A 20968-nucleotide genomic window follows, 5' to 3' on the forward strand; every position below is an offset into this window, starting at 1 on the left:
CGGTCAGGGGCAGGCGACGAGCGCGCGGGTCGTGACCTGAAGCCCGCTGGTGTCGGGCGTGGCGGTGATGTCCTCCTGCGCCAGCTTCTGCTGGATCGCGGGATCGAGCTTGGGGGGACGGGCCACGCGCACGATGCAGCCCTTCGGTGCGTCGCGGGCGACCACCGCATCGGGCGCATCGACGATCTCGAAGGCGACGAAATAGGAGGGGTCGCCGATCTCGATCCCGAAGGAGCGGCTGGCATGGGCCGGCACCTTGAGCGGCAGCGTGTAGGTGAGCGTCAGGATCTTGTTCTCGAAGACGAGACCGGCGCCGGTCGGCGTGCCGAACTCCTGCGGCTTGCCGTTGGCCTTGGCGGTGGTGAAGAAGCCGACATCGGGCAGGGATTCGACGTTGACCTTGGCGAGTTCGGCCAGCTCGTCCGGAGTCAGCTTGCCGTCGCCATTCTTGTCGAGCCCTTGGGTGATATAGGCCGAATACGCCTCGTCGAAGCTCCAGATGTGCTTGAGCGCGCGTACCGCGCCATCGGGCGCATAGAGGATCTCGGCGCGGGCGGTGACGAAGACATGCGGATGCGCCGCAGCCGGAGCGCCCGACCCCGCCCAGGCGGCGACGGCGAGCAGGGCGGCGAGAGCGGGTCGGCGTGCCACGGGCAATGTCCTCGGCATGGGCGCAAGCTGGCGCAGCAGGGTTAACGATGCGTGAATCGGGCGCAGGCGTCCAGCCGCCCGTGCCGGCAGCGGATCGCCCAGAAAGGCGGCCGAATCGCGGCGTCCCGACGCGCCCGGCAAGGCGGGCCGCGCTTGAGTTCGGTGGCGCGCCCGCCCCATAGTGCGGCTGCCCGCCACCAGGGAGAGCCGGCCCCGTGATCCTGCCCGACGAACTGAAGCGCATCGCCGCCTGGTCGCGCGATCTGCGCGAGGAGGAGTTCGAGGAGGCACGGCGCGGCATCTCCTTCCGCAGCTATGGCAAGGGCGCCCATATCTGCCATGTCGGCGACCGGATGGAGGCCTGGACCGGCGTCGCCGAGGGGCTGGTCAAGATGTCGACGACCTCGAAGACAGGGAAGGCCGCGACGCTCGCCGGCATGCGGGCCGGAGCCTGGTTCGGCGAGGGCACGGTGATCAAGGGCGAGCTGCGGCGCTACGAGCTGGTGGCGCTGCGGGAAACCAAGCTCGCCTTGATGCGACGCCAGACCTTCCTCTGGCTGTTCGAGCATTCCGCCGCCTTCAACCGCTTCCTCGTCCACCAGTTCAACGAGCGCCTCGCCCAGTTCATCGCGCTGGCGGAGACGGAACGGACGCTGGATTCGACCGGGCGGCTGGCGCGCAACCTCGCCTGGCTGTTCAACCCGACCCTCTATCCCGACGAGGACCGCACGCTCGAGGTCAGCCAGGAGGAGCTGGGTCTGCTCGCCGGCATGTCGCGACAGGTCGCCAATCAGGGCCTCTCGCGCCTCGCCGCGCTCGGCCTGCTCGAGATCGGACACGGCAGCGTAACCATCCTCGATGTCGAGGGCCTGGCGCGTTACGAGGGGTAATTCGTCAGGACCCGACCCGCATGCAAGCCGTTTCGAGGCGGCGATGGCGACGGCGCGCTGCCAAATCCGCGCCGACAACGGCACAAAGTTGGGACGACGGTGAGCCATCTTCCGCGCGGGCAGAGGAACTGCCCTGAAGAGGGTTCACCATGAAAATCGCCTTCGCAGCCATGCTCGCCTGTGCGGCCACCGCTTTGGCGCCCGCCGTCCACGCCCAGACCCCACTGCTGACGACCGTGAAGAGCCGCGGCCATCTCATCTGCGGCGTGAGCCCCGGTCTCGCCGGCTTCGGATTGCCGGATGCGCAGGGACAATGGGCCGGCCTCGACGTCGACCTGTGCCGCGGCATCGCCGCCGCTGTCTTCGACGATCCGGCCAAGGTCAAGTTCACGCCGCTGTCGTCGAAGGACCGCTTCACGGCGCTCCAGTCCGGCGAGGTCGACCTGTTGTCGCGCACCAGCACCTGGACGATGGCGCGCGACACCTCGCTGGGCTTGAGCTTCGCGGGCGTCAACTACTATGACGGCCAAGCCTTCCTGGTGAAGAAGACACTGGGCGTCGACAGCGCGCTGAAGCTCAACGGTGCCTCGATCTGCCTGCAGCAGGGCACGACGACCGAGCTCAACGTCGCCGACTATTTCCGCAAGAACGGCATCAAGTACGAGCCGGTGACCTTCGACAAGGGCGACGAGGCGATCACCGCCTTCCAGTCCGGCCGCTGCGACGCGCTGACCGACGATGCCTCGGCGCTCTACGCGCTCCGGCTCAAGCTGGTGAAGCCGGAGGAGGCGGTCGTCCTGCCCGAGATCATTTCCAAGGAGCCGCTCGGCCCGGTCGTGCGCAGCAGCGACATGTCCTGGTTCAACCTGGTCAAATGGGTGCATTTCGCCATGCTGAACGCCGAGGAACTCGGTGTGACCCAGGCCAATGTCGACCAGCAGAAGTCTTCGACCAATCCCGAGATCCGGCGCCTGCTCGGCGTCGAGGGCAAGTTCGGCGAGGCGATCGGCCTGACGCCGGACTGGGCCTACCGGGTCGTCATGCATGTCGGGAATTATGGCGAAGCCTTCGAGCGCAATGTCGGCGCCGCATCGGTCCTGAAGATCGCGCGTGGCAAGAACGACCTCTGGACCAGGGGCGGCCTGCAATACGCGCCGCCGATCCGCTGATCTGCCTCCGAGCGGGAACCGACCCCGTCATTGCGGCCGCGCCGGTTCCACCGGCGCGGCTTCGTCGTTCTTGAGCGATCGAAACTGGAGTGAAAGCGGGGCATCAGGGCGCCCATTCGGGCCATCGGCCGCATGGTCGACCGCCCGATCCGCCTCGCGCAAACAATAACCCAAGACAATAGCGACCAAAACGCGATCCGTCTGTCAAGCCCCCCCTTGCAAAGCGCATGCGCCGCTGCGAGGCTTGCATCCAACGAGGCCCGAAGCGGCCCGAACGAAGGCTGGTGCGATGTACGCCAGCCTGCTCAGGGTGGAGACGGACGATGGCAAGCGCGAGCGCCGGCCAGGCGGATACCTTTCCGAAATTGCTGCTGCGCAATGCGCGCGAGCGGGGCGGGCGCATCGCGTTCCGCCACAAGGATCTCGGCATCTGGCAGTCCTGGAACTGGGCTGAAGTGACCGAGCAGGTGCGCGGCTTCGCGCGCGGCCTGCAGAATCTCGGGCTGAAGCGCGGCGAGAAGGTTGCGATCGTTGGCTACAATCGGCCGCGGCTCTATTGGGCGATGGCCGCCGCGCAGTGGCTCGGCGCCGTGCCGGTGCCGGTTTATGCCGACAGCGTCGCCGACGAGATGGCCTATGTCCTCGACCATGCCGAGGCCGTCTTCGCCGTGGTTCAGGACCAGGAGCAGGTCGACAAGATTCTCTCCATCGCCGAGCGCCTGCCGAGCCTGCGGCACATGCTCTATGACGAGCCCCGCGGCCTGCGCGACTACGACCACGGCACGCTGCACCCGATCGACGATGTGATCGCGGGCGGCCTGAAGGACCTCGCCGGCACCGCGGAGGCGACAACCGCTCTCGAGCGCGAGATGCTGGCGGGCTCGGGCGCCGATCTCGGCATCATCCTCTACACCTCCGGCACGACCGGGCGGCCCAAGGGCGTGATGCTCAGCCATACCAATGTGATCGCGGCGGCCGAGATCGGCTGCCAGTTCGACGGGCTGAACGAGAGCGACGAGATCATCGCCTATCTGCCGATCGCCTGGGTCGGCGACCACATCTTCTCCTATGCGCAGGCGATCGTCGCCGGCTTCTGCGTCAACTGTCCGGAAGGGCCGGAGACGGTGATCGAGGACCGCCGCGAGGTCGGCACCACCTATGCCTTCGCGCCGCCGCGCGTCTTCGAGACGATGCTGACCCTGACGATGGTGCGGATGGAGGATGCCGGCGCGCTGAAGCGGAAGATGTTCCACTACTTCCTCGGCGTGGCCAAGGAGCATGGCGAGAAGATCCTGAACGGCGAGAGCGTCCCGCTGGGCGCGCGCCTGCTCTACGGGCTCGGCGACATGCTGGTCTACGGCCCCTTGCGCAACCGTTTCGGCCTGACGCGGATCAAGGTCGGCTATACCGCGGGCGAGGCGATCGGCCCCGAGCTGTTCCGCTTCTACCGCTCGATCGGCGTCAACCTGAAGCAGCTCTACGGACAGACGGAAGCCGGCGTCTACATCACCATGCAGCCCAATGGCGAGATCCGGGCCGACACGGTCGGCCGGCCGGCGCCGCTGGTCGAGATCCGGATCGACGACAATGGCGAGGTGCTCTACCGCTCGCCCTCGATCTTCGGCGGCTACTACAAGGATCCCGAGAAGACCGCCGAGACGATGACGGCGGACGGCTATGTCCGCTCCGGCGATGCCGGCTTCTTCGACGAGGAAGGCCATCTCAAGATCATCGACCGGGCCAAGGATGTCGGCAAGCTCTGCAACGGGGAGCTGTTCCCGCCGAAATACATCGAGAACAAGCTGAAGTTCTTCCCCAACATCAAGGAGGCGGTCGCCTTCGGGCAGGACCGCGACTACGCCACCGTGGCGGTGAACATCGACCTGACGGCGGTGGGCAACTGGGCCGAGCGCAACAACGTCGTCTACGCCTCCTATCAGGAGCTGGCCGGGCACGATCTCGTCTACGACATGATCGCCCAGCATGTGGACGAGGTGAACCGCTCGCTCGCGTCCGAGCCGCTGATGGGGGGCGCCCAGATCAAGCGCTTCCTGATCCTGCACAAGGAGCTCGACGCCGACGATGGCGAGCTGACGCGGACCCAGAAGGTCCGGCGCGGCTTCATCGCCGATCGCTACGCGCCGCTCGTCAACGCGCTCTATGACGGCTCGAACGAGGCGGACATCTCCACCGAGGTCACCTTCGAGGATGGCCGCAAGGGCGTGATCTCGGCCCGCGTCAAGGTGCGCGACGCGACGATCTATCCCTCGACCGCCGCCGAGCGGCCGGCACCGGCGAGGGCTGCGGCATGAATGCGGAACCGATGACCATGACGGGTGCGCCGGTGCGCGAGGTGCTGCTCTCGGTGGAGAACGTGTCGCTGCGTTTCGGCGGAGTAAAGGCGATCACGGACGTCTCCTTCGACATCCGCAAGGGCGAGGTGCGCGCCATCATCGGCCCCAACGGAGCCGGAAAGACCTCGATGCTCAACTGCATCAATGGCTTCTACCAGCCGCAGGAAGGGCAGATCACCTTCAAGGGCGAGCGCCGCCACAAGATGCGGCCGCATCGCGCCGCGGCGGCCGGCATCGCCCGCACCTTCCAGAACGTCGCCCTGTTCAAGGGCATGTCGACGCTCGACAACATCATGACCGGCCGCACGCTCAAGATGAACCGCGGCTTCTTCTGGCAGGTGCTGCGCCACGGGCCGGCGATGACGGAGGAGATCGCGCATCGCAAGGTCGTCGAGGACATCATCGACTTCCTGCAGATCGAGCACATCCGCAAGCTGCCCGTCGGCAAGCTGCCCTATGGGCTGCAGAAGCGCGTCGAGCTCGGCCGGGCGCTGGCGATGGAGCCGGAGCTGCTGCTGCTGGACGAGCCGATGGCCGGCATGAACCTCGAGGAGAAGGAGGACATGTGCCGCTTCATCCTCGACGTGAACCAGCAGTTCGGCACCACGATCGCGCTGATCGAGCACGACATGGGCGTGGTCATGGACCTCTCCGATCGCGTTGTCGTGCTCGAATACGGCCGCAAGATCGCCGACGGCACGCCGGCCGAGGTCAAGGCCGACCAGAAGGTGATCGATGCCTATCTGGGAGTGGCGCATTGATGAACCACAGCCCTCTCACTCTCAGCCCTCATCCTGAGGAGTGCTCCACAGGAGCACGTCTCGAAGGATGCTCCGGAGGGCTCCTCACCCGCGAGCTGGTCCATCCTTCGAGACGCCGCTGCGCGGCTCCTCAGGATGAGGGCTCGTTTCAGGGTCCATTGAACTGGAAGGCGCAGCCATGAGCGACGTCGCCGCACGGCCCGCGCCGAACCTTCTCGCCAATGGCTGGGTCAAGGCTGCCCTGATCCTGGCCGCCATCGTTGCCTTCGCGCTCGTCGGCGCGCGCCTCGACGGATCGGGGACGCTCTACAAGATCTTCATCGACCCCTTCGCGCAGATGGCGTCGGCGCCGGACCTGCTGGCCCAGACCGTCTGGGAGGGGCTGGTCTCGGGCGTGCTCTACGCGCTGATCGCGCTCGGCTTCGTGCTGATCTTCAAGGCGTCGGGCGTGTTCAACTTCGCCCAGGGCATCATGGTGGTGTTCGCCGCGCTGACGCTGGTCGGGCTCTACGAAAAGGGGGTGCCGGCCTTCCTGGCGGTGATCCTGACGCTGGGCGTGATGTTCGTGCTGGCGGTGGCGATTGAGCGCGTGGTGCTGCGGCCGCTGGTCAACCAGCCCGACATCATCCTGTTCATGGCGACCTTCGGGATCACCTATTTCCTGATCGGGCTCGGCGAATCCGTTTTCGGTGGCAATCCCAAGCAGATGATCGCCGAGCAGCTCTATCTGCCCAAGGGCGCGATCGACCTGAAGATCCTCGGCGGGCTGGTTTCGCTGCAGAAGATCGACATTGCCGCCGCGGTGATCGCCTCGGTGATGATCGCGGCGCTGGCGCTGTTCTTCCAGTACACCCGCATCGGGCGGGCGCTGCGCGCGGTCGCCGACAGCCACAAGGCGGCGCTCTCGGTTGGCATCTCGCTGAACCAGATCTGGGTCATCGTCTGGTTCACCGCCGGCATCGTCGCGCTGATCACCGGCATCATGTGGGGCGCTCGCTCGGACGTGTCCTTCGCGCTCGAGATCGTGGCGCTGAAGGCCCTGCCGGTGCTGATCCTCGGCGGCTTCACCTCGATCCCCGGCGCGATCATCGGCGGGCTGATCATCGGCATCGGCGAGAAGATGGGCGAGTTCTACTGGGGGCCGCTGATCGGCGGCGGCATCGAGAGCTGGCTCGCTTATTTCATCGCGCTGGGCTTCCTGCTGTTCCGGCCGCAGGGCCTGTTCGGCGACAAGATCATCGAGCGGATTTGAGGGCCGGGACATGTTTTACCGCGAGGCCGGCCAGTTCAAATCCACTTACCAGGCCGATATGGCCGTGTTCCCGATCCGGCAGGACCGGATCGGGCTGGCGATCATTCTCGCCATCGCCTTCGTCGTGATTCCCTATTTCGGGGACGACTTCTTCATTACCTCGGTGATGATCCCCTTCCTCGTCTTCTCGCTGGCGGCGATCGGGCTCAACATCCTCACCGGCTATACCGGGCTGATCTCGCTGGGCACGGCGGCGTTCATGGGGGTGGGAGCCTATGCCTGCTACAAGCTGACGACGATGTTCCCGAACGTGAACATCATCGTGCTGATCCTGGCCTCGGGGCTGTTCTCGGCGGCGATCGGCGTGCTCTTCGGCCTGCCCTCGCTGCGGATCAAGGGCTTCTACCTCGCGGTGGCGACGCTGGCGGCGCAGTTCTTCCTGCAATGGGCCTTCGTGCGCGTGCCCTGGCTGTTCAACTACAATGCCTCGGGCGCCATCGAGGTGCCGCAGCGCCTGCTGTTCGGGATTCCGGTGACGGGCGCCTCGGCCGCGCCGGAGACGCGCTATTTTGTCTGCCTCGTGCTGGTGGTGGGGCTGACCTGGTTTGCCTCGAACCTCGTCCACGGCAAGATCGGCCGCTCCTGGATGGCGGTGCGCGACATGGACATCGCCGCAGAGCTGATGGGCATCAAGCTGCTCAACGCCAAGCTCCTCGCCTTCGCGGTGTCGTCCTTCTATGCGGGCGTCGCCGGGGCGATGATGATCTTCCTCTGGTATGGCGGCGGCGAAGCGGCCGACGTGTTCGGCATCCGGCTGTCGTTCAACATCCTGTTCATGGTCATCATCGGCGGGCTGGGCTCGCTGATCGGCTCCTTCTTCGGGGCCGCCTTCCTCTCGATCCTGCCCACCGCGATGAAGTTCGGCCTGCCGGCGCTGGGCGTGCCGATGGCCGGCGCGACGGCCGAGCACGTCACCTTCATGCTGATCGGCGGGCTGATCATCCTGTTCCTGATCGTCGAGCCGCACGGGCTCGCGCGGCTCTGGCAGATCGGGAAGCAGAAACTGCGGACATGGCCGTTCCCCTACTGAGGGGGCGGACCGGACGACGACCCGCATCGGCCTTCAAGGATGCGGGCGGACAAAAGACCGGCGGGGTCTCGACACCACCGCCGGAGGGAAACGAACGGAGGACGACCGATGAAGACACAGCATCTGATGAAGGGCGCCGCACTCGGCGCATTGCTGGCCGCGGCCGGCTTCGCGGCCCCCGCCGCCGCGCAGGACTCGATCTACGTCTCCAACAACGCCTATCGTACCGGGCCCTTCGCCGGCTCGGGCATCCCGATCGGCGACGGCATGCGCGACTACATGACGATGATCAACGAGCGCGACGGCGGCGTGAACGGCGTCAAGATCGTCTATGAGGAGTGCGAGACCGGCTACGACACCAAGAAGTCGATCGAGTGCTACGAGCAGGCGAAGGCGAAGAACACGGTCGTCTATTCGCCGTGGTCGACGGGTGCGACGCTGGCCGCGATCCCGCGCGCCCATATCGACAAGATCCCGATCCTGTCGATGGCCTACGGCCTCTCGGCCTCGGCCGACGGCACCAATTTCCCCTGGGTCTTCATCCCGCCCTTCACCTACTGGGACGGCGCGTCCCTGATGGTGAAGCACATGGCCGCCGAGCTCGGCGGCATGGACAAGCTCAAGGGCAAGAAGCTCGGCCTGATCCATCTCGATGCGCCCTTCGGCAAAGAGCCGATCCCGGTGCTCGAGAACCTCGCCAAGAAATACGGCTTCGAGGTCAAGCTCTATCCGGTCGCCGCGGCCGACATGCAGAACCAGGGCTCGCTCTGGCTCTCGATCCGGCGTGACCGGCCCGACTACCTCTACAACCAGGGCTGGGGCGCGATGAACCCGACCGCGGTCAAGGAGGCGATCAAGAACAACTTCCCGATCAACAAGCTGGTCGGCGTCTGGTGGGCTGGCGGCGACGACGATGCGCGCGCCGGCGGGCCGGAGGCGAAGGGCTACAAGTCGCTCAACCTGAATGCGGCCGGCACCAATTTCCCGGTCATCCAGGACATCCAGAAGTTCGTCGTCGAGAAGGGCAAGAGCCTCGCGCCGAAGGAGAAGGTCGGCGAGAACCTCTACAATCGCGGCGTCTACAACTCGATGCTGCTGGTCGAGGGCATCCGCAACGCCCAGCGCATCACCGGCAAGAAGGTGATCACGGGCGAGGACATGCGCCGCGGGCTCGAGTCGCTGAACATCACCGAGGCGCGCCTGAAGGAGATCGGCATGGAAGGCTTCGCCACGCCGACCACGATCTCCTGCACCGACCATTCCGGCCACAGCAAGGCCTATGTGGCCGAGTGGGACGGCACGAAATGGACCAAGAAGGGCGACTGGCTCGAGCCGATGAAGGAAGAGGTCCGGCCGCTGATCGAGGCCGCCGCCAAGGATTACACCGAGAAGGCCGGCAACTGGCCGAAGCGGACGGAGTCCTGCGAGAAGTCGTCTTGAGCTGAAGCGGCGGCCGGATCGCTCCGGCCGCCGCCGCCTCGCCGTCGTCCCGGGTCCGAGCCGGGATGATGCGGGGCTTGTCCAGGCCAGCATGCTGGCCGCCGCCGGGAGACCGCCATGTCCACCGCCACCCTCGCCCAGCCGACCGCCACGACCCCCGCAGCGGACACGATCCTGTCGCTGAACAACATCGAGGTGATCTACGACCACGTCATCCTCGTGCTGAAGGGGGTGTCGCTGCAGGTGCCGCGCAAGGGCATCGTCGCGATCCTCGGCGCCAATGGCGCGGGCAAGACGACGACGCTGAAGGCGATCTCGAACCTGCTCAAGGCCGAGCGCGGGGAGGTCACCAAGGGCTCGATCACCTTCGAGGGCGAGCGCGTCGACAAGATGTCGCCCAACGAGCTGGTGCGGCGCGGCTGCATCCAGGTGATGGAGGGGCGCCACTGCTTCGGCCATCTCTCGATCGAGGAGAACCTGCTGACCGGCGCCTTCACCCGTCGCGACGGCAATGCCGCGATCAAGCGTGATCTCGAGAAGATCTACGAGCTGTTCCCCCGGCTGAAGCAGCGCCGCAACTCGCAGGCCGGCTACACCTCGGGCGGCGAGCAGCAGATGTGCGCGGTCGGCCGCGCAATGATGTCGAAGCCCAAGATGATCCTGCTCGACGAACCCTCGATGGGGCTGGCGCCGCAGATCGTCGAGGAGATCTTCGAGATCGTGCGCCGTCTCAATGCCGAGGAGGGCGTGTCCTTCCTCGTCGCCGAGCAGAACACCAACATGGCCCTGCGCTACGCGACCTATGGCTACATCATGGAGACCGGCCGCATCGTCATGGACGGCGAGGCCAAGATGCTGCGCGAGAACGAGGACGTGAAGGAGTTCTATCTCGGCGTATCCGAGGGCGACAAGAAGTCCTTCCGCGAGGTGAAGAGCTACAAGCGCCGCAAGCGGTGGCTGTCGTGAGCGGGACGCTCCCGCGCAATGACGAACCGGCCAGGCCTGCCAGACGGCGCCGAGCCATCGTGACGGAAGGGACCGCGCCATGACCGAGCATCACGACGCTCTCGAAACCCGCGCGGCCGACGCCCGCGAGGCGGATCTGTTCGCGCGGCTCCCGGCTGTGCTGGCGGCTGCGATGCAGGCGCCTGCCTATGCACGGCATCTCGGCGCCATCGATCCCGCCGCCATCACGGACCGCAATGCGTTGTCCACCCTGCCGGTGCTGCGCAAGGCGGATCTGCCGGCGTTGCAGAAGGAGGCCTGGCCCTTCGGCGGCTTCGTGTCCGTTTCGCCCGGCGGCTTCGGCCGGCTCTTCACCTCGCCGGGGCCGATCTTCGAGCCGGAAGGGACGGGGGCCGATCCCTGGGGTTCGGCGCGCGGGCTGTTCGCGGCCGGCTTCCGGCCCGGCGACATCGTGCTCAACACCTTCGGCTACCATCTGACGCCGGGCGGTTTCATCATGGATTCCGGTGCGCGCGCACTGGGCTGTGCCGTCATTCCCGCGGGGCCGGGCAATACCGAGCAGCAGATGGAGGTGATCGCCGCCTACCGGCCGACGGCTTATGCCGGCACGCCTGATTTCCTGAAGATCCTGGTCGAGGCCGCCGAGACCCGTGGCGTCGACATCTCCTGCATCAAGCGCGCGGTGGTCTCGGGCGCCGCCTTCCCGCCCTCGCTGCAGGCCTGGGTCCGCGAGCGCGGGATCGACGCCTATCAGCTCTACGCCACGGCCGATGTCGGCATCATCGCCTACGAAACCTCGGCGCGCGAGGGGATGGTGCTGAACGAAAACCTGATCGTCGAGATCGTCCGCCCGGGCACGGGAAATCCCGTGGCGGAAGGCGAAGTCGGCGAGATCGTCGTCACCAATCTCGACCCGCACCACCCCCAGATCCGCCTCGCAGTCGGCGACCTCACGGCGCTGATGCCGGGGGCAAGCGCCTGCGGGCGCACGAATGCCCGCATCAAGGGCTGGATGGGCCGCGCCGATCAGACGGCGAAGATCAAGGGCATGTTCGTGCGGCCCGAGCAGGTCGCCGAGATCGCGCGCCGTCACAGCGAGGTGCACAAGCTGCGCCTCGTCGTCGGCCGCGCCAATGAGGCCGACACGATGACGCTGAAGGCCGAGATTTACGCCCAGCCGGCGGGGCTGATCGATGCGATGTCGTCGACCCTGCAGCAGGTCACCAAGCTCAAAGGCTTGGTCGAAATCCTGCCGCTGGGCTCGCTGCCGAATGACGGCAAGGTCATCGCGGACGAGCGCCCCGTCGGCTGAGGCGCCCGGCTGACGCCATTACTGCTGGGGCGCACCTGGGGGCGGGGGAGCGCCGGTGGGAGCCTTGGCGGGATCCGGCTGGATCAGGTCCGTACGGGCCTTGTGCTGCAGCTCGGGCAAATCCGCACTGAAAACCGCAGCGGCAAGCGGCGACAGCATCATTACGGCGATCAGGCCGAATGCGACATATTCCTTGGCTTCCAAACGCATGGCGTCCTCCTGAAGGTCTGACAGCCCCTGCCGTTCGTGCAAGCAACGTCGCTCGACCTACGGAGGTTCCTTGGCCCAGGAGGAGGCGCTTACCAGCGGATCGGCGCCTCGCCCTGCCGCTCCAGCCAGGCATTGGCACGGGAGAAGGGCCGGGAGCCGAAGAAGCCGCGGCTGGCGGACAGCGGCGACGGATGGGGGCTTTCCAGCACCTGGTGGCGGCTCTCGTCGACGAGGGTGCGCTTGGCCTGAGCGGGCTTGCCCCAGAGGATGAAGACGACATGCGGCCGCGTCGCGGAAACGGCGGCAATCAGCGCATCGGTCACCGCGCCCCAGCCGAGCAGCAGGTGTGAACCGGCTTTCGAGGCCCCCTCGCGCACGGTCAGCGCCGTGTTGAGCAGCAGCACGCCCTGACGTGCCCATGGGGTGAGGTCGCCATCGGCGGGTGGAACGAGGCCGAGATCGTCGCGGCGCTCGCGGAAGATGTTGACCAGCGAGCGCGGCAGCGGCGGGGGCCCGACATAGGAGAAGGCCAGCCCGTTGGCATGGCCCGGCGTCGGATAGGGGTCCTGGCCGAGAATGACGACGCGCACGCTCTCCAGCGGCGTCAGCGCCAATGCCGCAAAAACCCGCTCCGGCGCCGGCGCCACGACATGGCCGGCCTCGCGCTCGGCATCGACGGCCGTGCAGGCGCGCTCCGCCGCTCCGCCGGGGGCAAAGACCGGCAGCGCGCCCCAGCCCGCCGCTCCTGCGCTCGCGCGAAAAGCGGCGAGCGCAGCAAGGCAGCTCACTTCAGGACGACCCGGCCCTCGACCTTGGCATCGATCGTGCCGAGCTTGCGCAGATAGACCATCACCTCATTGGCCATCAGCTTGCCGTCGGTCAGGCCGATCAGCGTCTTGCCGCGCCCCAGCGCCGTGTAGCCGTCGCCACCCTCCAGCATGAAGTTGTTCGAGGCGACGGTGTATTTGCCGGCCGGGTCGATCGGCTGGCCGTCGACCGTGACGGCGATGACCCGCGAGCCCTGCGGCTGCTTCAGATCCGCCTCGAATTTCAGGCCGGAGACGACCGGGAAGCGGCCGGCGCCCTGGGGCGCGTCGCGCAGGCCGTTCTCGAGCGCGTCCTTCACGTCCTTGCCGGTGATCTCGACCATTACGGTGGCATTGCCGAAGGGCAGCTCGCTCAGCACGTCGCGGCGGGTCAGCTTGTGGCCGGCCGGATATTGCTTGTTGGCGCGAATGCCGCCGGCATTGGTGATGGCTAGCTTGGCCCCCGTGGCGGCGCGGATGGCGTCGGCGATGAGGTTGCCCATCGCCGCCTCCTGGGTCCGGATGACGCCGGTGCGGGAATCGAGCGGAGAGGCCAGCACGGCGACGTCGATGTCGAGCTCCTTCGAGAGCTCGGATTCGTAGCCCTTCACCAGGGCGGCGACCTCGGGATCGGGCGTCGCGGCGCGGGAATCGTTGACGCGGAAGGTCGGCGTCCAGGAGACCTGACGGGCCGCGCCCTCGCCGCGCACGCTGACGGCGACGTCGATGGCGGTGACGTAGTTGCCCTCCTCGTTGGACTCCACCATCACGACCTTGCCGTCATAGGCGATGGCGAGGTCATGATCGTGGCCGGTCAGCAGGATGTCGACGACGCGCGAGCGGACGATCTCGTTGTCCATGGCCCGGTCGGCATGGACGACCGCGACCAGCACGTCGGCGCCCTGGCTCTTCAGCACCTTGGCCTCGCGGCGCAGCGCCTCCATGGTGGAGGAGAATTTCAGGTCGCCGGTGTTCGAGATCTGGGGCGTGGGGTCGTAGGTCGTGCCGATGACGCCAACCTTGATGCCGCCGAGTTCGAAGAGCTGCGAATCCTTGTGGCCGGGCAGCGGCTGGCCGGCGGCGTCGCGCAGGTTCGCGGCGAAGGTGGGATAGGTCTGTGCGGCGGTGAGCTTGAGATAGTTCTCCTTGCCGAAGTCGAATTCGTGATTGCCCGGCACGAAGACGTCGAGCCCCATCTTGTTCTGCATCGCGACGATATGGGCGCCCTGGTCGAAGCCCGACATCAGCGAGGGCGAGTAGCAGTCACCGGCATGGCAGAAGAGCAGCGGCACGCCCTTGGCGCGCTCGGCCCTGGCGATGCCCGCCGCCCGGGCGAAGCCGCCGCGGCCCTTGTCGTCGCTCATCTTGTAGATGTCGTTGACCAGCAGCAGGGTGAAGGCCGGCGCAGGAGTCTGGGCGATCGCGGCCGGGGCGGTGGCGGCGAGCGCGGCCGGGGCGGCGAGGACGCCGAGCGCGTTGCGGCGGGTAAGCTTGGTCATGCGAGGGAGCCTCTGCTTGAGAACGCCTCCAGAGTAGCAAAGCCTGAGCCATGCTGACCAGCGGAACCGGGTGCCGCGCCGCGGCCTCCGCGGCGTCATGTGATGTCGCACCCCTTTGCGCGACACTGGACGAAACTGGTAACTCGTCTAAATCACGGCTGCGGCGGAGGCGACCGCCCGGGCGATCCGTCGCCACGGGCGTGAATTTCGCATCCGGCCTTGCCGCAAGCCGCGTTCCCGGTCCCCGGCCGGTGCCTGAAGGACATCCGCGATCATGACAGTCCAGACCAAGCCGGCCGCCGACATGAGAGCCGTCATGCTCCCGCCCGACCATCCGCCGGTTCGCACCGGGCGCATCGGCGTGCTGCTGATGAATCTCGGCACGCCCGAGGGCACGACCTACTGGCCGATGCGGGCCTATCTCAAGGAATTCCTCTCGGACCGCCGCGTGATCGAGACCTCGCGCTGGCTGTGGTGGCCGCTGCTCAACCTCGTGATCCTGACGACGCGCCCCAGCCGCAAGGGCAAGGACTACGCCTCGGTCTGGAACAACGAGCGCGACGAGGGGCCGCTGAAGACGATCACCCGCTCGCAGACCGAACAGCTCGCGGCGCGCCTCTCTGCCGAGCATGGCGAGCGCCTCGTGTTCGACTGGGCGATGCGCTACGGCCTGCCCGACGTGAAGAGCCGGCTGGAGGCGCTGCTGGCCCAGGGCTGCGACCGCATCCTGATGGTGCCGCTCTATCCGCAATATGCGGCGCCGACCTCGGCCACGGCCTGCGACCAGGCTTTCCGCGCGCTGATGACGATGCGCTGGCAGCCGGCGGTTCGCGTGGCGCCGCCCTATCACGACGACCCGGCCTACATCAAAGCCTTGGCCGATTCGATGCGTGCCTCGCTGGCCAAGCTCGACTTCGACCCCGAGGTCATCCTCTGCTCCTTCCACGGGATGCCGAAGGACTACCTGCTCAAGGGCGACCCGTATCACTGCCACTGCGCCAAGACCTGGCGGCTGCTGCGCGAGGAGCTGGGCTACAGCCGCGAGCGCTTCAAGATGACCTTCCAGTCGCGCTTCGGACCGGACGAGTGGCTGAAGCCCTATACCGACGAGACGGTGAAGAGCCTGGCCTCGTCGGGCGTCAAGTCGATGGCGATCGTGGCGCCGGGCTTCTCGGCGGATTGTCTGGAGACACTGGAAGAGCTCGATGTCGAGAACCGCGAGATCTTCATGCACAATGGCGGCCAGCAGTTCGCCTATCTGCCCTGCCTGAACGATTCACCCGCGGGCGTCGACGCGATCGAGGCCGTGGTGCGCCGCGAATTGATGGGCTGGGTCTGATCCAGGGCAGGTTCCGCCCGGCCGGTCACGAAATCCGCGACCAGCGCCACAACCCGCGGCGCCGTCAGGATGCGCCGGTGCCCGAGACCATTCTGGGCCTCCAGCCGAACGAAGGGCCCGGCATCCGCCAGCGCCTGTGCATGGGCGAAAGGCACCTCGCGGTCGTCCCGGCAATGCAGCAGCAGTGTCGGCCCGCCGTAACGCTGCAACTGGGCAGCGCCTGCGAAGGCGGTGACCGGCACGCCCGCGACCGTATGGATGCGCGCCTCCAGCGCCTGCAGACCGCGCGGGCCGAGCCCGATGCGCGCACCGAACCAGCCCGCGACTTCCCGCATCGAGGAAGGCGGCGCGATCAGCACCAGGCGCCTGGCGACAATACGGGGCTGGGCCGGCAGCGTTCCGGCAAGCGCGGCCAGTGCGATCGAACCACCGAAGGAGTGGGCGACGATCGCCTCGACCGGGCCGACCGCGCGCGCCACCGCCGCCAGGCTCGCGACCCCGGTGGGCAGGTCGAGGGTCGCGCCGGTCGAGTCCCCATGTGCCGGCAGGTCGAAGGCGACGACCCTCAAGCCGGCCTTCAGCAAAGGCTTGATGAACGCCGCCATCACCGCCGCCTGCCCGGTCCAGCCATGCAGCAGGATCACGCAGGGCAACGTGCCGACGCCGTCGCGTTGCGGCGGTTCGAACAGACGCGCGGCGACCGAGCTGCAGGGAAAAGGGACCGAAAGGGGCGTGCCGGCTTCGAGCCGCGTTGCGAGGGACTTGACCGAGGCGGCCCGATGGTTGCCCTGCTTGGGGCGTGGCGGGGTGCAGAACAGGCGAAACGCGATCCGGCCGGTCAAGCCGGGGGCCAGGTTTTCGCCGAGGCGGGCCAGAGGCCGCATGAGACGCAGGAGCAAGTCCGACATGATGCTGACCTCGATTTGTTCAATGCTGAACGAGTATGTTCAATGGTGAACAAAAAGCAAGAGGTCGTCGCGGTCGAGACGGCCGGCCCGGTTCGCCCCTGGGATCTGCCGCGTTTCCGCAACTGGATCGCCGTCGCGCGCGTGCACCAGCTCTGGAAGAAGGTGTTTGGGGAGGCGCTGGCGCCGCTCGGCATCCAGGTCGCGCATTACGACGTGCTGGCCAATATCGCCCATGTGCCGGGCCTGACGCAGCAGGCGCTGGCGGAGAAGCTGCTGGTCGGGCGCAGCGCGATGAGCATGCTGCTGCCGGAGCTGGAGCGGCGCGGGCTGATCGAGCGGCGGGCCGACGAGGCCGACCGTCGGCTGCGCCGGCTCTGGCTGACGCCCGAAGGGCAGGCGCTGACCGACCGGGCCATGGCGATCCATGTCGAGCGGCTGGAGGCGATGATGACCGTTCTCAGCGATGCCGAATGCGATGCCGTCGGCGAGATGATGCGCCGGATCGCGGCCTCCATGGCCCGCTAGGCAGAGCGCGGGGCACGAGAAAGGGCCGCTCTCGCGAGCGGCCCTTCGGGGTAGACGGTAGGAGGCGGCTTACTTCGCCGGGGCGAAGATGCCGAGGCTGCTCGCCGTGATGTCGAAGGAGAGCGTGCCGACGACGGTCGGGCCGCACCATTTCGAGCTGGCCGAGCCGCTGATCACGCCGCGCGGGTCGGTCGTGTTCAGGAAGCACTCGCGCTTCGACAGGTTGGTGTCGTGGTAGCGAACGTCGGCCGTCAGGTTCTTGTAGGTGTAGGAGACACCCGCGTTCCAGTAGAGATAGTCGGGCAGGTTGGTCGGCGGCGTCGTCGACCAGATCGCCTGGTTGGTGCGGCCGAGCCAGTAATGGCCGAACTCGCCGGAGACCGAGAGGCCCTCGAGGAAGGGCAGGGCGTATTTTGCGGTGATCGAGGCGTAGGTGCCGCTCGCGCCGGTGCCGAGCCAGTCCCAGGCGTAGAAGACGTTGGCGCCGACGGTCAGGCTGTCCTTGTAGGTGTAGGAGACCTTGCCGTAGACCTCGGTGTAGTCGGTGTTCTTCGGGGTCCAGAACACGCCGGCGGGGAAGATGAACTGCTTCTCGCCGGGGTAGTAGTACTGCCACACGCCGAAGTCGAAGGTCAGGTCGCCGAACTTCGGACGGATACCGGCGTAGAAGTCGATCTCGGCGTCTGGACGGGTCACCAGGTCGAGGTTCGAGGCGTAGACGCCGGCATAGACCAGGTTGTTGTAGAACTGCAGCTCGACGCCGCCCTGGATGGCGGGCTTGCGGTCGGTCTGCGAAATGCCGCGGAAGTTGTAGTCCGTCATCGCCTTCACGCTGATGGCGGCGTCGATCCAGGTGATGCTCGGCGGGATCGGGGCGACGGGGGCAGCCTTCCGGCTCGGCAGATCCGCAGCCTGCGCGGCGCCCGCGAAGGCGGCGAGGGACAGGGACAGACCCGTGACCGAAGACCTCAGGATATCAAAGACCATCATCTGCTCCGTGCGCGTCGGCGCGCCCCTTTGCGCGCTTTCGTCACAATGAAGCCGCTTACTCGCCATTTTGGGCAAGACGAGCTTTTCGCCACCTTGCCTGCCGAATAAGCAAAAGCCCCGCGAAGCGGGGCTTTCATGCCTTCGAAATCGACGAAGCCGACGAAGCATCCGCCGGTGTGGCTTTCAAGCCACGCCGGCAGCGTCGCTCAGCGCGTCGTCGGCTGGCTGGCGAAGGCCGCGGCCGGCTGGTCGAGCTGGCTGGTGCGCAGCTTGTCGGCGCGGCGCGGCGGCAGCGGTGCAACGACCTCGGTCGGCGACGCGGGCACCACGGAGGCGACAGGCGCCGCGGCGCTCGCCTCGGCGGGCCTTGCGCCGATCACCGGCACGAAGCTCAGCGCACGGCGGTAGAAGGGCTCGCTCTCGGCCGAGGCCGTGCCGAAGGAGCCGGTGGTGACGGGTTCCGGGGCGGCGGCGCCCGGCTGGACGCGGGCGAGCTGCGTGGTGGCCGCAGCAGCCGGCGCGACGCGGGGCGCCTCGGCGCGGGCCGGCTCGGCCCTGGCGGTTTCGGGCTTCGCCTGTTCGGGCTTGGCCGCCGGCTCGGCGCCGGCTGCGGCGACCGCGGCCAGCACGACCTCGTTGTCGGCCGATTCCGCCCGGATCGTCGCCTTCGGCTTGCCCTTGTCGTCGAGCACGACGACGCGCGGACCGGTCGTCAGAGCATCCGGCCGGCTGACGCCGACGTCGCGCGAGGCCCAGGAGACGGAGCGGTTCAGCGAGTCCGAGCCGTTGGCGACGAGCGTGCGCTTGAAGGAGCCGTGCTGGTCGCCGTCGTCATAGATCAGCTTGATCGCCGGCGTGCCCTTGGCGACGAGGGCCGCGACCTGCGTCTCGTCCTGCTGGCGCTTGCGCTGCACGGCCTGGACGACGCTGGGATCGCCATTGCCGTTGAAGACATAGCGGCCGCCATTGACGCCGACCTGCGGCTCGTCGCCCGTGACCTCGAAATAGTCGGTGCCTTCCTTCAGGTTCTTCCAGAAGGCGATGTTGGAATCGAGCCGGTGCTTGGCGAGGTTCTCCGGCGTCATGCGGAAGGGCAGGGCCTGCATCTGCACCGCCCTCTGCCCGGCGTTATGCGCCTCGCGGACGAGGGCGTAGATCTCGCCGATCTGGTCGTCCGTCATCGAATAGCAGCCGGCCGAGGAGCAGGCGCCGTGCACCATCAGGTGCGAGCCGGTGCGGCCATGGGCCCGGTCGAAAGCGTTCGGATAGCCCATGTTGAAGGAGACGTAATAGGAAGAGTTCGGGTTCATCTGCGCCGGCGAGATGGCGTAGAACCCTTCGGGTGCCATGCGGTCGCCCTCGCGGACCTTCGGGCCGAGCTGGCCGGACCAGCGGCACATCGGATAGGTCTTGAGCAGGGCGTACTGGCCGTTGGCCTTGCGCTTCCAGATCTCGAGCTCCGACTCCTTCTTGTAGGAGCGGATCAGGATGGGCTGGTCCTTGCTCATGCCCTTCTCGGACATCAGCGTGTAGGTCGCGGACGGGATCGGAATGTTGTGCCGGGCGGAGCCGCGGTAACGGTCTTCCTCGCAGGCCGCCAGGGACAGTGCAACGAAAGCTACGAGCGCGAATTGCTTCAATGCCACGTCGTCATATCCTCGAAGGGCCGGCCAGGGCCTGACCTCTGACTTCGCAAGGCGGCCAAATTGTGCCCGCCAACGTGTTGTAGAAGCGTTAGCCTTGAAGCTTCCTTACCACAACGGGCGGCCACAAGGCCATGGTCAAGACGAGGTTAAGGGCCGCATCGCCGGCCTGGCCCCTCAGAGATTGCGGCCGATGGCGAGAAACTTCTCGGCGCGGCGCTCGACGAGTTCGTCCTGGGACAGCCCCGCCATCTCCTGCAGGGCCGAGGCGAGCGCATCGCCGGCACGGCCGATCACGGCCTCGCGGTCGCGATGGGCGCCGCCGGTCGGCTCGCTGACGATCCGGTCGATGATGCCGAATTTCAGCAGGTCCTGCGCAGTGATCTTCATGCCGGTGGCGGCGTCCTGGGCGCGCGCGGTGTCGCGCCAAAGGATCGAGGCCGCGCCTTCCGGCGAGATCACCGAGTAGATCGCATGTTCCAGCATCATCACGCGGCTGGCGGCCGCGATCGCGATGGCGCCGCCCGAGCCGCCCTCGCCGATGACGAGCGCGATGCTGGGCGTGCGCAGGCCAAGCCAGGTCTCCGTGGAGCGGGCGATGGCCTCGGCCTGGCCGCGTTCCTCCGCCTCGATGCCCGGATAGGCGCCGGCCGTGTCGACGAAGCTCAGCACCGGGAGGCCAAAGCGGTCGGCCAGCTCGACCAGGCGCACCGCCTTGCGATAGCCCTCGGGCTTGGCCATGCCGAAATTGTGCCGGATGCGGGTCTCGGTCGAATCACCCTTCTCCTGCCCGATGACGCAGACGGGCTCGCCCCGGAAGCGGCCGAAGCCGCCGACGATGGCCTCGTCCTCGCCAAAGGCGCGGTCACCGGCGAGAGGCGTGAACTCCTCGATCAGCGCGGCGCAGTAATCCTTGAAATGCGGGCGCTGCGGATGGCGGGCAACCAGCGTCTTCTGCCAGGGCGTCAGCGCGGCATAGAGTTCCTTCAGCGCCTGGCCGGCCTTGGCGTCGAGCCGGCCGATCTCGTCAGCCAGCGCGTAGCCTTCGCCCTTGGCCTGGAGAACCCGCAATTCGTCGGCCTTCGCCTCCAGTTCGGCGACCGGTTTTTCGAAATCGAGATAGCTTCGCATCGTGGTCCAGTTCAGGTTCCGCGCCGGGAGGT

19 protein-coding genes are annotated in these 20968 nt (G+C 67.2%); 11 read left to right on the forward strand and 8 right to left on the reverse strand.

The window, feature by feature from the left end; all coding sequences use genetic code 11:
• Window positions 1-3: 3 nt before the first annotated feature.
• A complete protein-coding gene (locus tag ABIE41_RS05925) occupies window positions 4-651 on the reverse strand; it encodes a DUF1007 family protein (RefSeq protein ID WP_354191799.1) in 648 nt (215 codons plus the stop codon).
• A gap of 215 nt (window positions 652-866) precedes the next feature.
• Here ABIE41_RS05925 and ABIE41_RS05930 point away from each other — a divergent pair, with 215 nt between their 5' ends.
• The 9 genes from ABIE41_RS05930 (at window position 867) to ABIE41_RS05970 (ending at window position 11885) form a co-directional block, all read left to right on the forward strand.
• Window positions 867-1541, forward strand: a complete 675-nt coding sequence (locus tag ABIE41_RS05930; protein WP_192644929.1) for a Crp/Fnr family transcriptional regulator — start codon at window positions 867-869, stop codon at window positions 1539-1541.
• 149 nt (window positions 1542-1690) lie between these two features.
• A complete protein-coding gene (locus ABIE41_RS05935) occupies window positions 1691-2710 on the forward strand; it encodes an amino acid ABC transporter substrate-binding protein (RefSeq protein ID WP_192644930.1) in 1020 nt (339 codons plus the stop codon).
• 323 nt (window positions 2711-3033) lie between these two features.
• Window positions 3034-5022 carry an AMP-dependent synthetase/ligase gene (locus tag ABIE41_RS05940; protein WP_192644931.1) on the forward strand — a complete coding sequence of 663 codons (1989 nt, stop codon included), beginning with the start codon at window positions 3034-3036 and terminating at the stop codon, window positions 5020-5022.
• Entirely contained in the window at window positions 5019-5825 is an 807-nt protein-coding gene (locus tag ABIE41_RS05945; protein ID WP_192644932.1) for an ABC transporter ATP-binding protein, read from the forward strand. Before ABIE41_RS05940 ends, ABIE41_RS05945 begins: the two co-directional genes overlap by 4 nt.
• 337 nt (window positions 5826-6162) lie before the next feature.
• A complete protein-coding gene (locus ABIE41_RS05950; protein ID WP_192645140.1) occupies window positions 6163-7077 on the forward strand; it encodes a branched-chain amino acid ABC transporter permease in 915 nt (304 codons plus the stop codon).
• 10 nt (window positions 7078-7087) lie between these two features.
• A complete protein-coding gene (locus ABIE41_RS05955; protein ID WP_192644933.1) occupies window positions 7088-8167 on the forward strand; it encodes a branched-chain amino acid ABC transporter permease in 1080 nt (359 codons plus the stop codon).
• Between the two features lie 108 nt (window positions 8168-8275).
• On the forward strand, window positions 8276-9607 hold the full coding sequence (locus ABIE41_RS05960) for an ABC transporter substrate-binding protein (RefSeq protein ID WP_192644934.1): 1332 nt from the start codon (window positions 8276-8278) through the stop codon (window positions 9605-9607).
• 117 nt (window positions 9608-9724) lie between these two features.
• A complete protein-coding gene (locus ABIE41_RS05965) occupies window positions 9725-10573 on the forward strand; it encodes an ABC transporter ATP-binding protein (protein WP_192644935.1) in 849 nt (282 codons plus the stop codon).
• Between the two features lie 79 nt (window positions 10574-10652).
• Entirely contained in the window at window positions 10653-11885 is a 1233-nt protein-coding gene (locus tag ABIE41_RS05970) for a phenylacetate--CoA ligase family protein (RefSeq protein ID WP_192644936.1), read from the forward strand.
• Window positions 11886-11903: 18 nt separating this feature from the next.
• Here ABIE41_RS05970 and ABIE41_RS05975 read toward each other — a convergent pair whose 3' ends face one another.
• The 3 genes from ABIE41_RS05975 to ABIE41_RS05985 form a co-directional block, all read right to left on the reverse strand.
• Entirely contained in the window at window positions 11904-12095 is a 192-nt protein-coding gene (locus tag ABIE41_RS05975; protein ID WP_192644937.1) for a hypothetical protein, read from the reverse strand.
• Window positions 12096-12184: 89 nt separating this feature from the next.
• The gene (gene ung, locus ABIE41_RS05980; RefSeq protein WP_192644938.1) at window positions 12185-12883 is read right to left on the reverse strand and encodes a uracil-DNA glycosylase; all 699 of its coding nucleotides are present in this window, start codon (window positions 12881-12883) and stop codon (window positions 12185-12187) included.
• Entirely contained in the window at window positions 12880-14400 is a 1521-nt protein-coding gene (locus ABIE41_RS05985; protein ID WP_192644939.1) for a bifunctional metallophosphatase/5'-nucleotidase, read from the reverse strand. Before ABIE41_RS05985 ends, ung begins: the two co-directional genes overlap by 4 nt.
• Window positions 14401-14674: 274 nt before the next feature.
• On the opposite strand from ABIE41_RS05985, the gene hemH reads away from it, so the two are divergent.
• A complete protein-coding gene (hemH, locus tag ABIE41_RS05990) occupies window positions 14675-15739 on the forward strand; it encodes a ferrochelatase (protein ID WP_192644940.1) in 1065 nt (354 codons plus the stop codon).
• On the opposite strand, the gene ABIE41_RS05995 is transcribed toward hemH, so the two are convergent.
• The gene (locus ABIE41_RS05995) at window positions 15655-16623 is read right to left on the reverse strand and encodes an alpha/beta fold hydrolase (protein ID WP_192644941.1); all 969 of its coding nucleotides are present in this window, start codon (window positions 16621-16623) and stop codon (window positions 15655-15657) included. The two genes, hemH and ABIE41_RS05995, sit on opposite strands and share 85 nt — an antisense overlap.
• A 66-nt stretch (window positions 16624-16689) precedes the next feature.
• On the opposite strand from ABIE41_RS05995, the gene ABIE41_RS06000 reads away from it, so the two are divergent.
• The gene (locus ABIE41_RS06000) at window positions 16690-17172 is read left to right on the forward strand and encodes a MarR family winged helix-turn-helix transcriptional regulator (RefSeq protein ID WP_192644942.1); all 483 of its coding nucleotides are present in this window, start codon (window positions 16690-16692) and stop codon (window positions 17170-17172) included.
• A gap of 69 nt (window positions 17173-17241) precedes the next feature.
• Here the strand turns inward: ABIE41_RS06000 and ABIE41_RS06005 are convergent, their stop codons facing one another.
• The 3 genes from ABIE41_RS06005 to ABIE41_RS06015 form a co-directional block, all read right to left on the reverse strand.
• Window positions 17242-18162 carry a TorF family putative porin gene (locus ABIE41_RS06005; protein ID WP_354191800.1) on the reverse strand — a complete coding sequence of 307 codons (921 nt, stop codon included), beginning with the start codon at window positions 18160-18162 and terminating at the stop codon, window positions 17242-17244.
• A gap of 206 nt (window positions 18163-18368) precedes the next feature.
• Entirely contained in the window at window positions 18369-19808 is a 1440-nt protein-coding gene (locus ABIE41_RS06010) for a murein L,D-transpeptidase family protein (RefSeq protein ID WP_354191801.1), read from the reverse strand.
• Window positions 19809-19982: 174 nt separating this feature from the next.
• Window positions 19983-20936, reverse strand: a complete 954-nt coding sequence (locus tag ABIE41_RS06015; RefSeq protein ID WP_192645141.1) for an acetyl-CoA carboxylase carboxyltransferase subunit alpha — start codon at window positions 20934-20936, stop codon at window positions 19983-19985.
• Window positions 20937-20968 lie beyond the last annotated feature (32 nt).

The organism is Bosea sp. OAE506, assembly GCF_040546595.1.
Lineage (GTDB): Bacteria > Pseudomonadota > Alphaproteobacteria > Rhizobiales > Beijerinckiaceae > Allobosea.

Excerpts from the sequence above, each read along its gene's own strand:
- ABIE41_RS05955 (WP_192644933.1), top strand. The coding sequence starts at position 7,088 with ATGTTTTACCGCGAGGCCGGCCAGTTCAAATCCACTTACCAGGCCGAT.
- ABIE41_RS05965 (WP_192644935.1), top strand. The coding sequence starts at position 9,725 with ATGTCCACCGCCACCCTCGCCCAGCCGACCGCCACGACCCCCGCAGCG.
- ABIE41_RS06000 (WP_192644942.1), top strand. The coding sequence starts at position 16,690 with ATGGTGAACAAAAAGCAAGAGGTCGTCGCGGTCGAGACGGCCGGCCCG.
- ABIE41_RS06005 (WP_354191800.1), bottom strand. The coding sequence starts at position 18,162 with ATGATGGTCTTTGATATCCTGAGGTCTTCGGTCACGGGTCTGTCCCTG.
- ABIE41_RS05950 (WP_192645140.1), top strand. The coding sequence starts at position 6,163 with ATGGCGTCGGCGCCGGACCTGCTGGCCCAGACCGTCTGGGAGGGGCTG.
- ABIE41_RS05970 (WP_192644936.1), top strand. The coding sequence starts at position 10,653 with ATGACCGAGCATCACGACGCTCTCGAAACCCGCGCGGCCGACGCCCGC.
- ABIE41_RS06015 (WP_192645141.1), bottom strand. The coding sequence starts at position 20,936 with ATGCGAAGCTATCTCGATTTCGAAAAACCGGTCGCCGAACTGGAGGCG.
- hemH (WP_192644940.1), top strand. The coding sequence starts at position 14,675 with ATGACAGTCCAGACCAAGCCGGCCGCCGACATGAGAGCCGTCATGCTC.
- ABIE41_RS05985 (WP_192644939.1), bottom strand. The coding sequence starts at position 14,400 with ATGACCAAGCTTACCCGCCGCAACGCGCTCGGCGTCCTCGCCGCCCCG.
- ABIE41_RS05945 (WP_192644932.1), top strand. The coding sequence starts at position 5,019 with ATGAATGCGGAACCGATGACCATGACGGGTGCGCCGGTGCGCGAGGTG.
- ABIE41_RS05935 (WP_192644930.1), top strand. The coding sequence starts at position 1,691 with ATGAAAATCGCCTTCGCAGCCATGCTCGCCTGTGCGGCCACCGCTTTG.
- ABIE41_RS05940 (WP_192644931.1), top strand. The coding sequence starts at position 3,034 with ATGGCAAGCGCGAGCGCCGGCCAGGCGGATACCTTTCCGAAATTGCTG.
- ABIE41_RS05960 (WP_192644934.1), top strand. The coding sequence starts at position 8,276 with ATGAAGACACAGCATCTGATGAAGGGCGCCGCACTCGGCGCATTGCTG.
- ABIE41_RS05995 (WP_192644941.1), bottom strand. The coding sequence starts at position 16,623 with ATGCGGCCTCTGGCCCGCCTCGGCGAAAACCTGGCCCCCGGCTTGACC.
- ABIE41_RS05975 (WP_192644937.1), bottom strand. The coding sequence starts at position 12,095 with ATGCGTTTGGAAGCCAAGGAATATGTCGCATTCGGCCTGATCGCCGTA.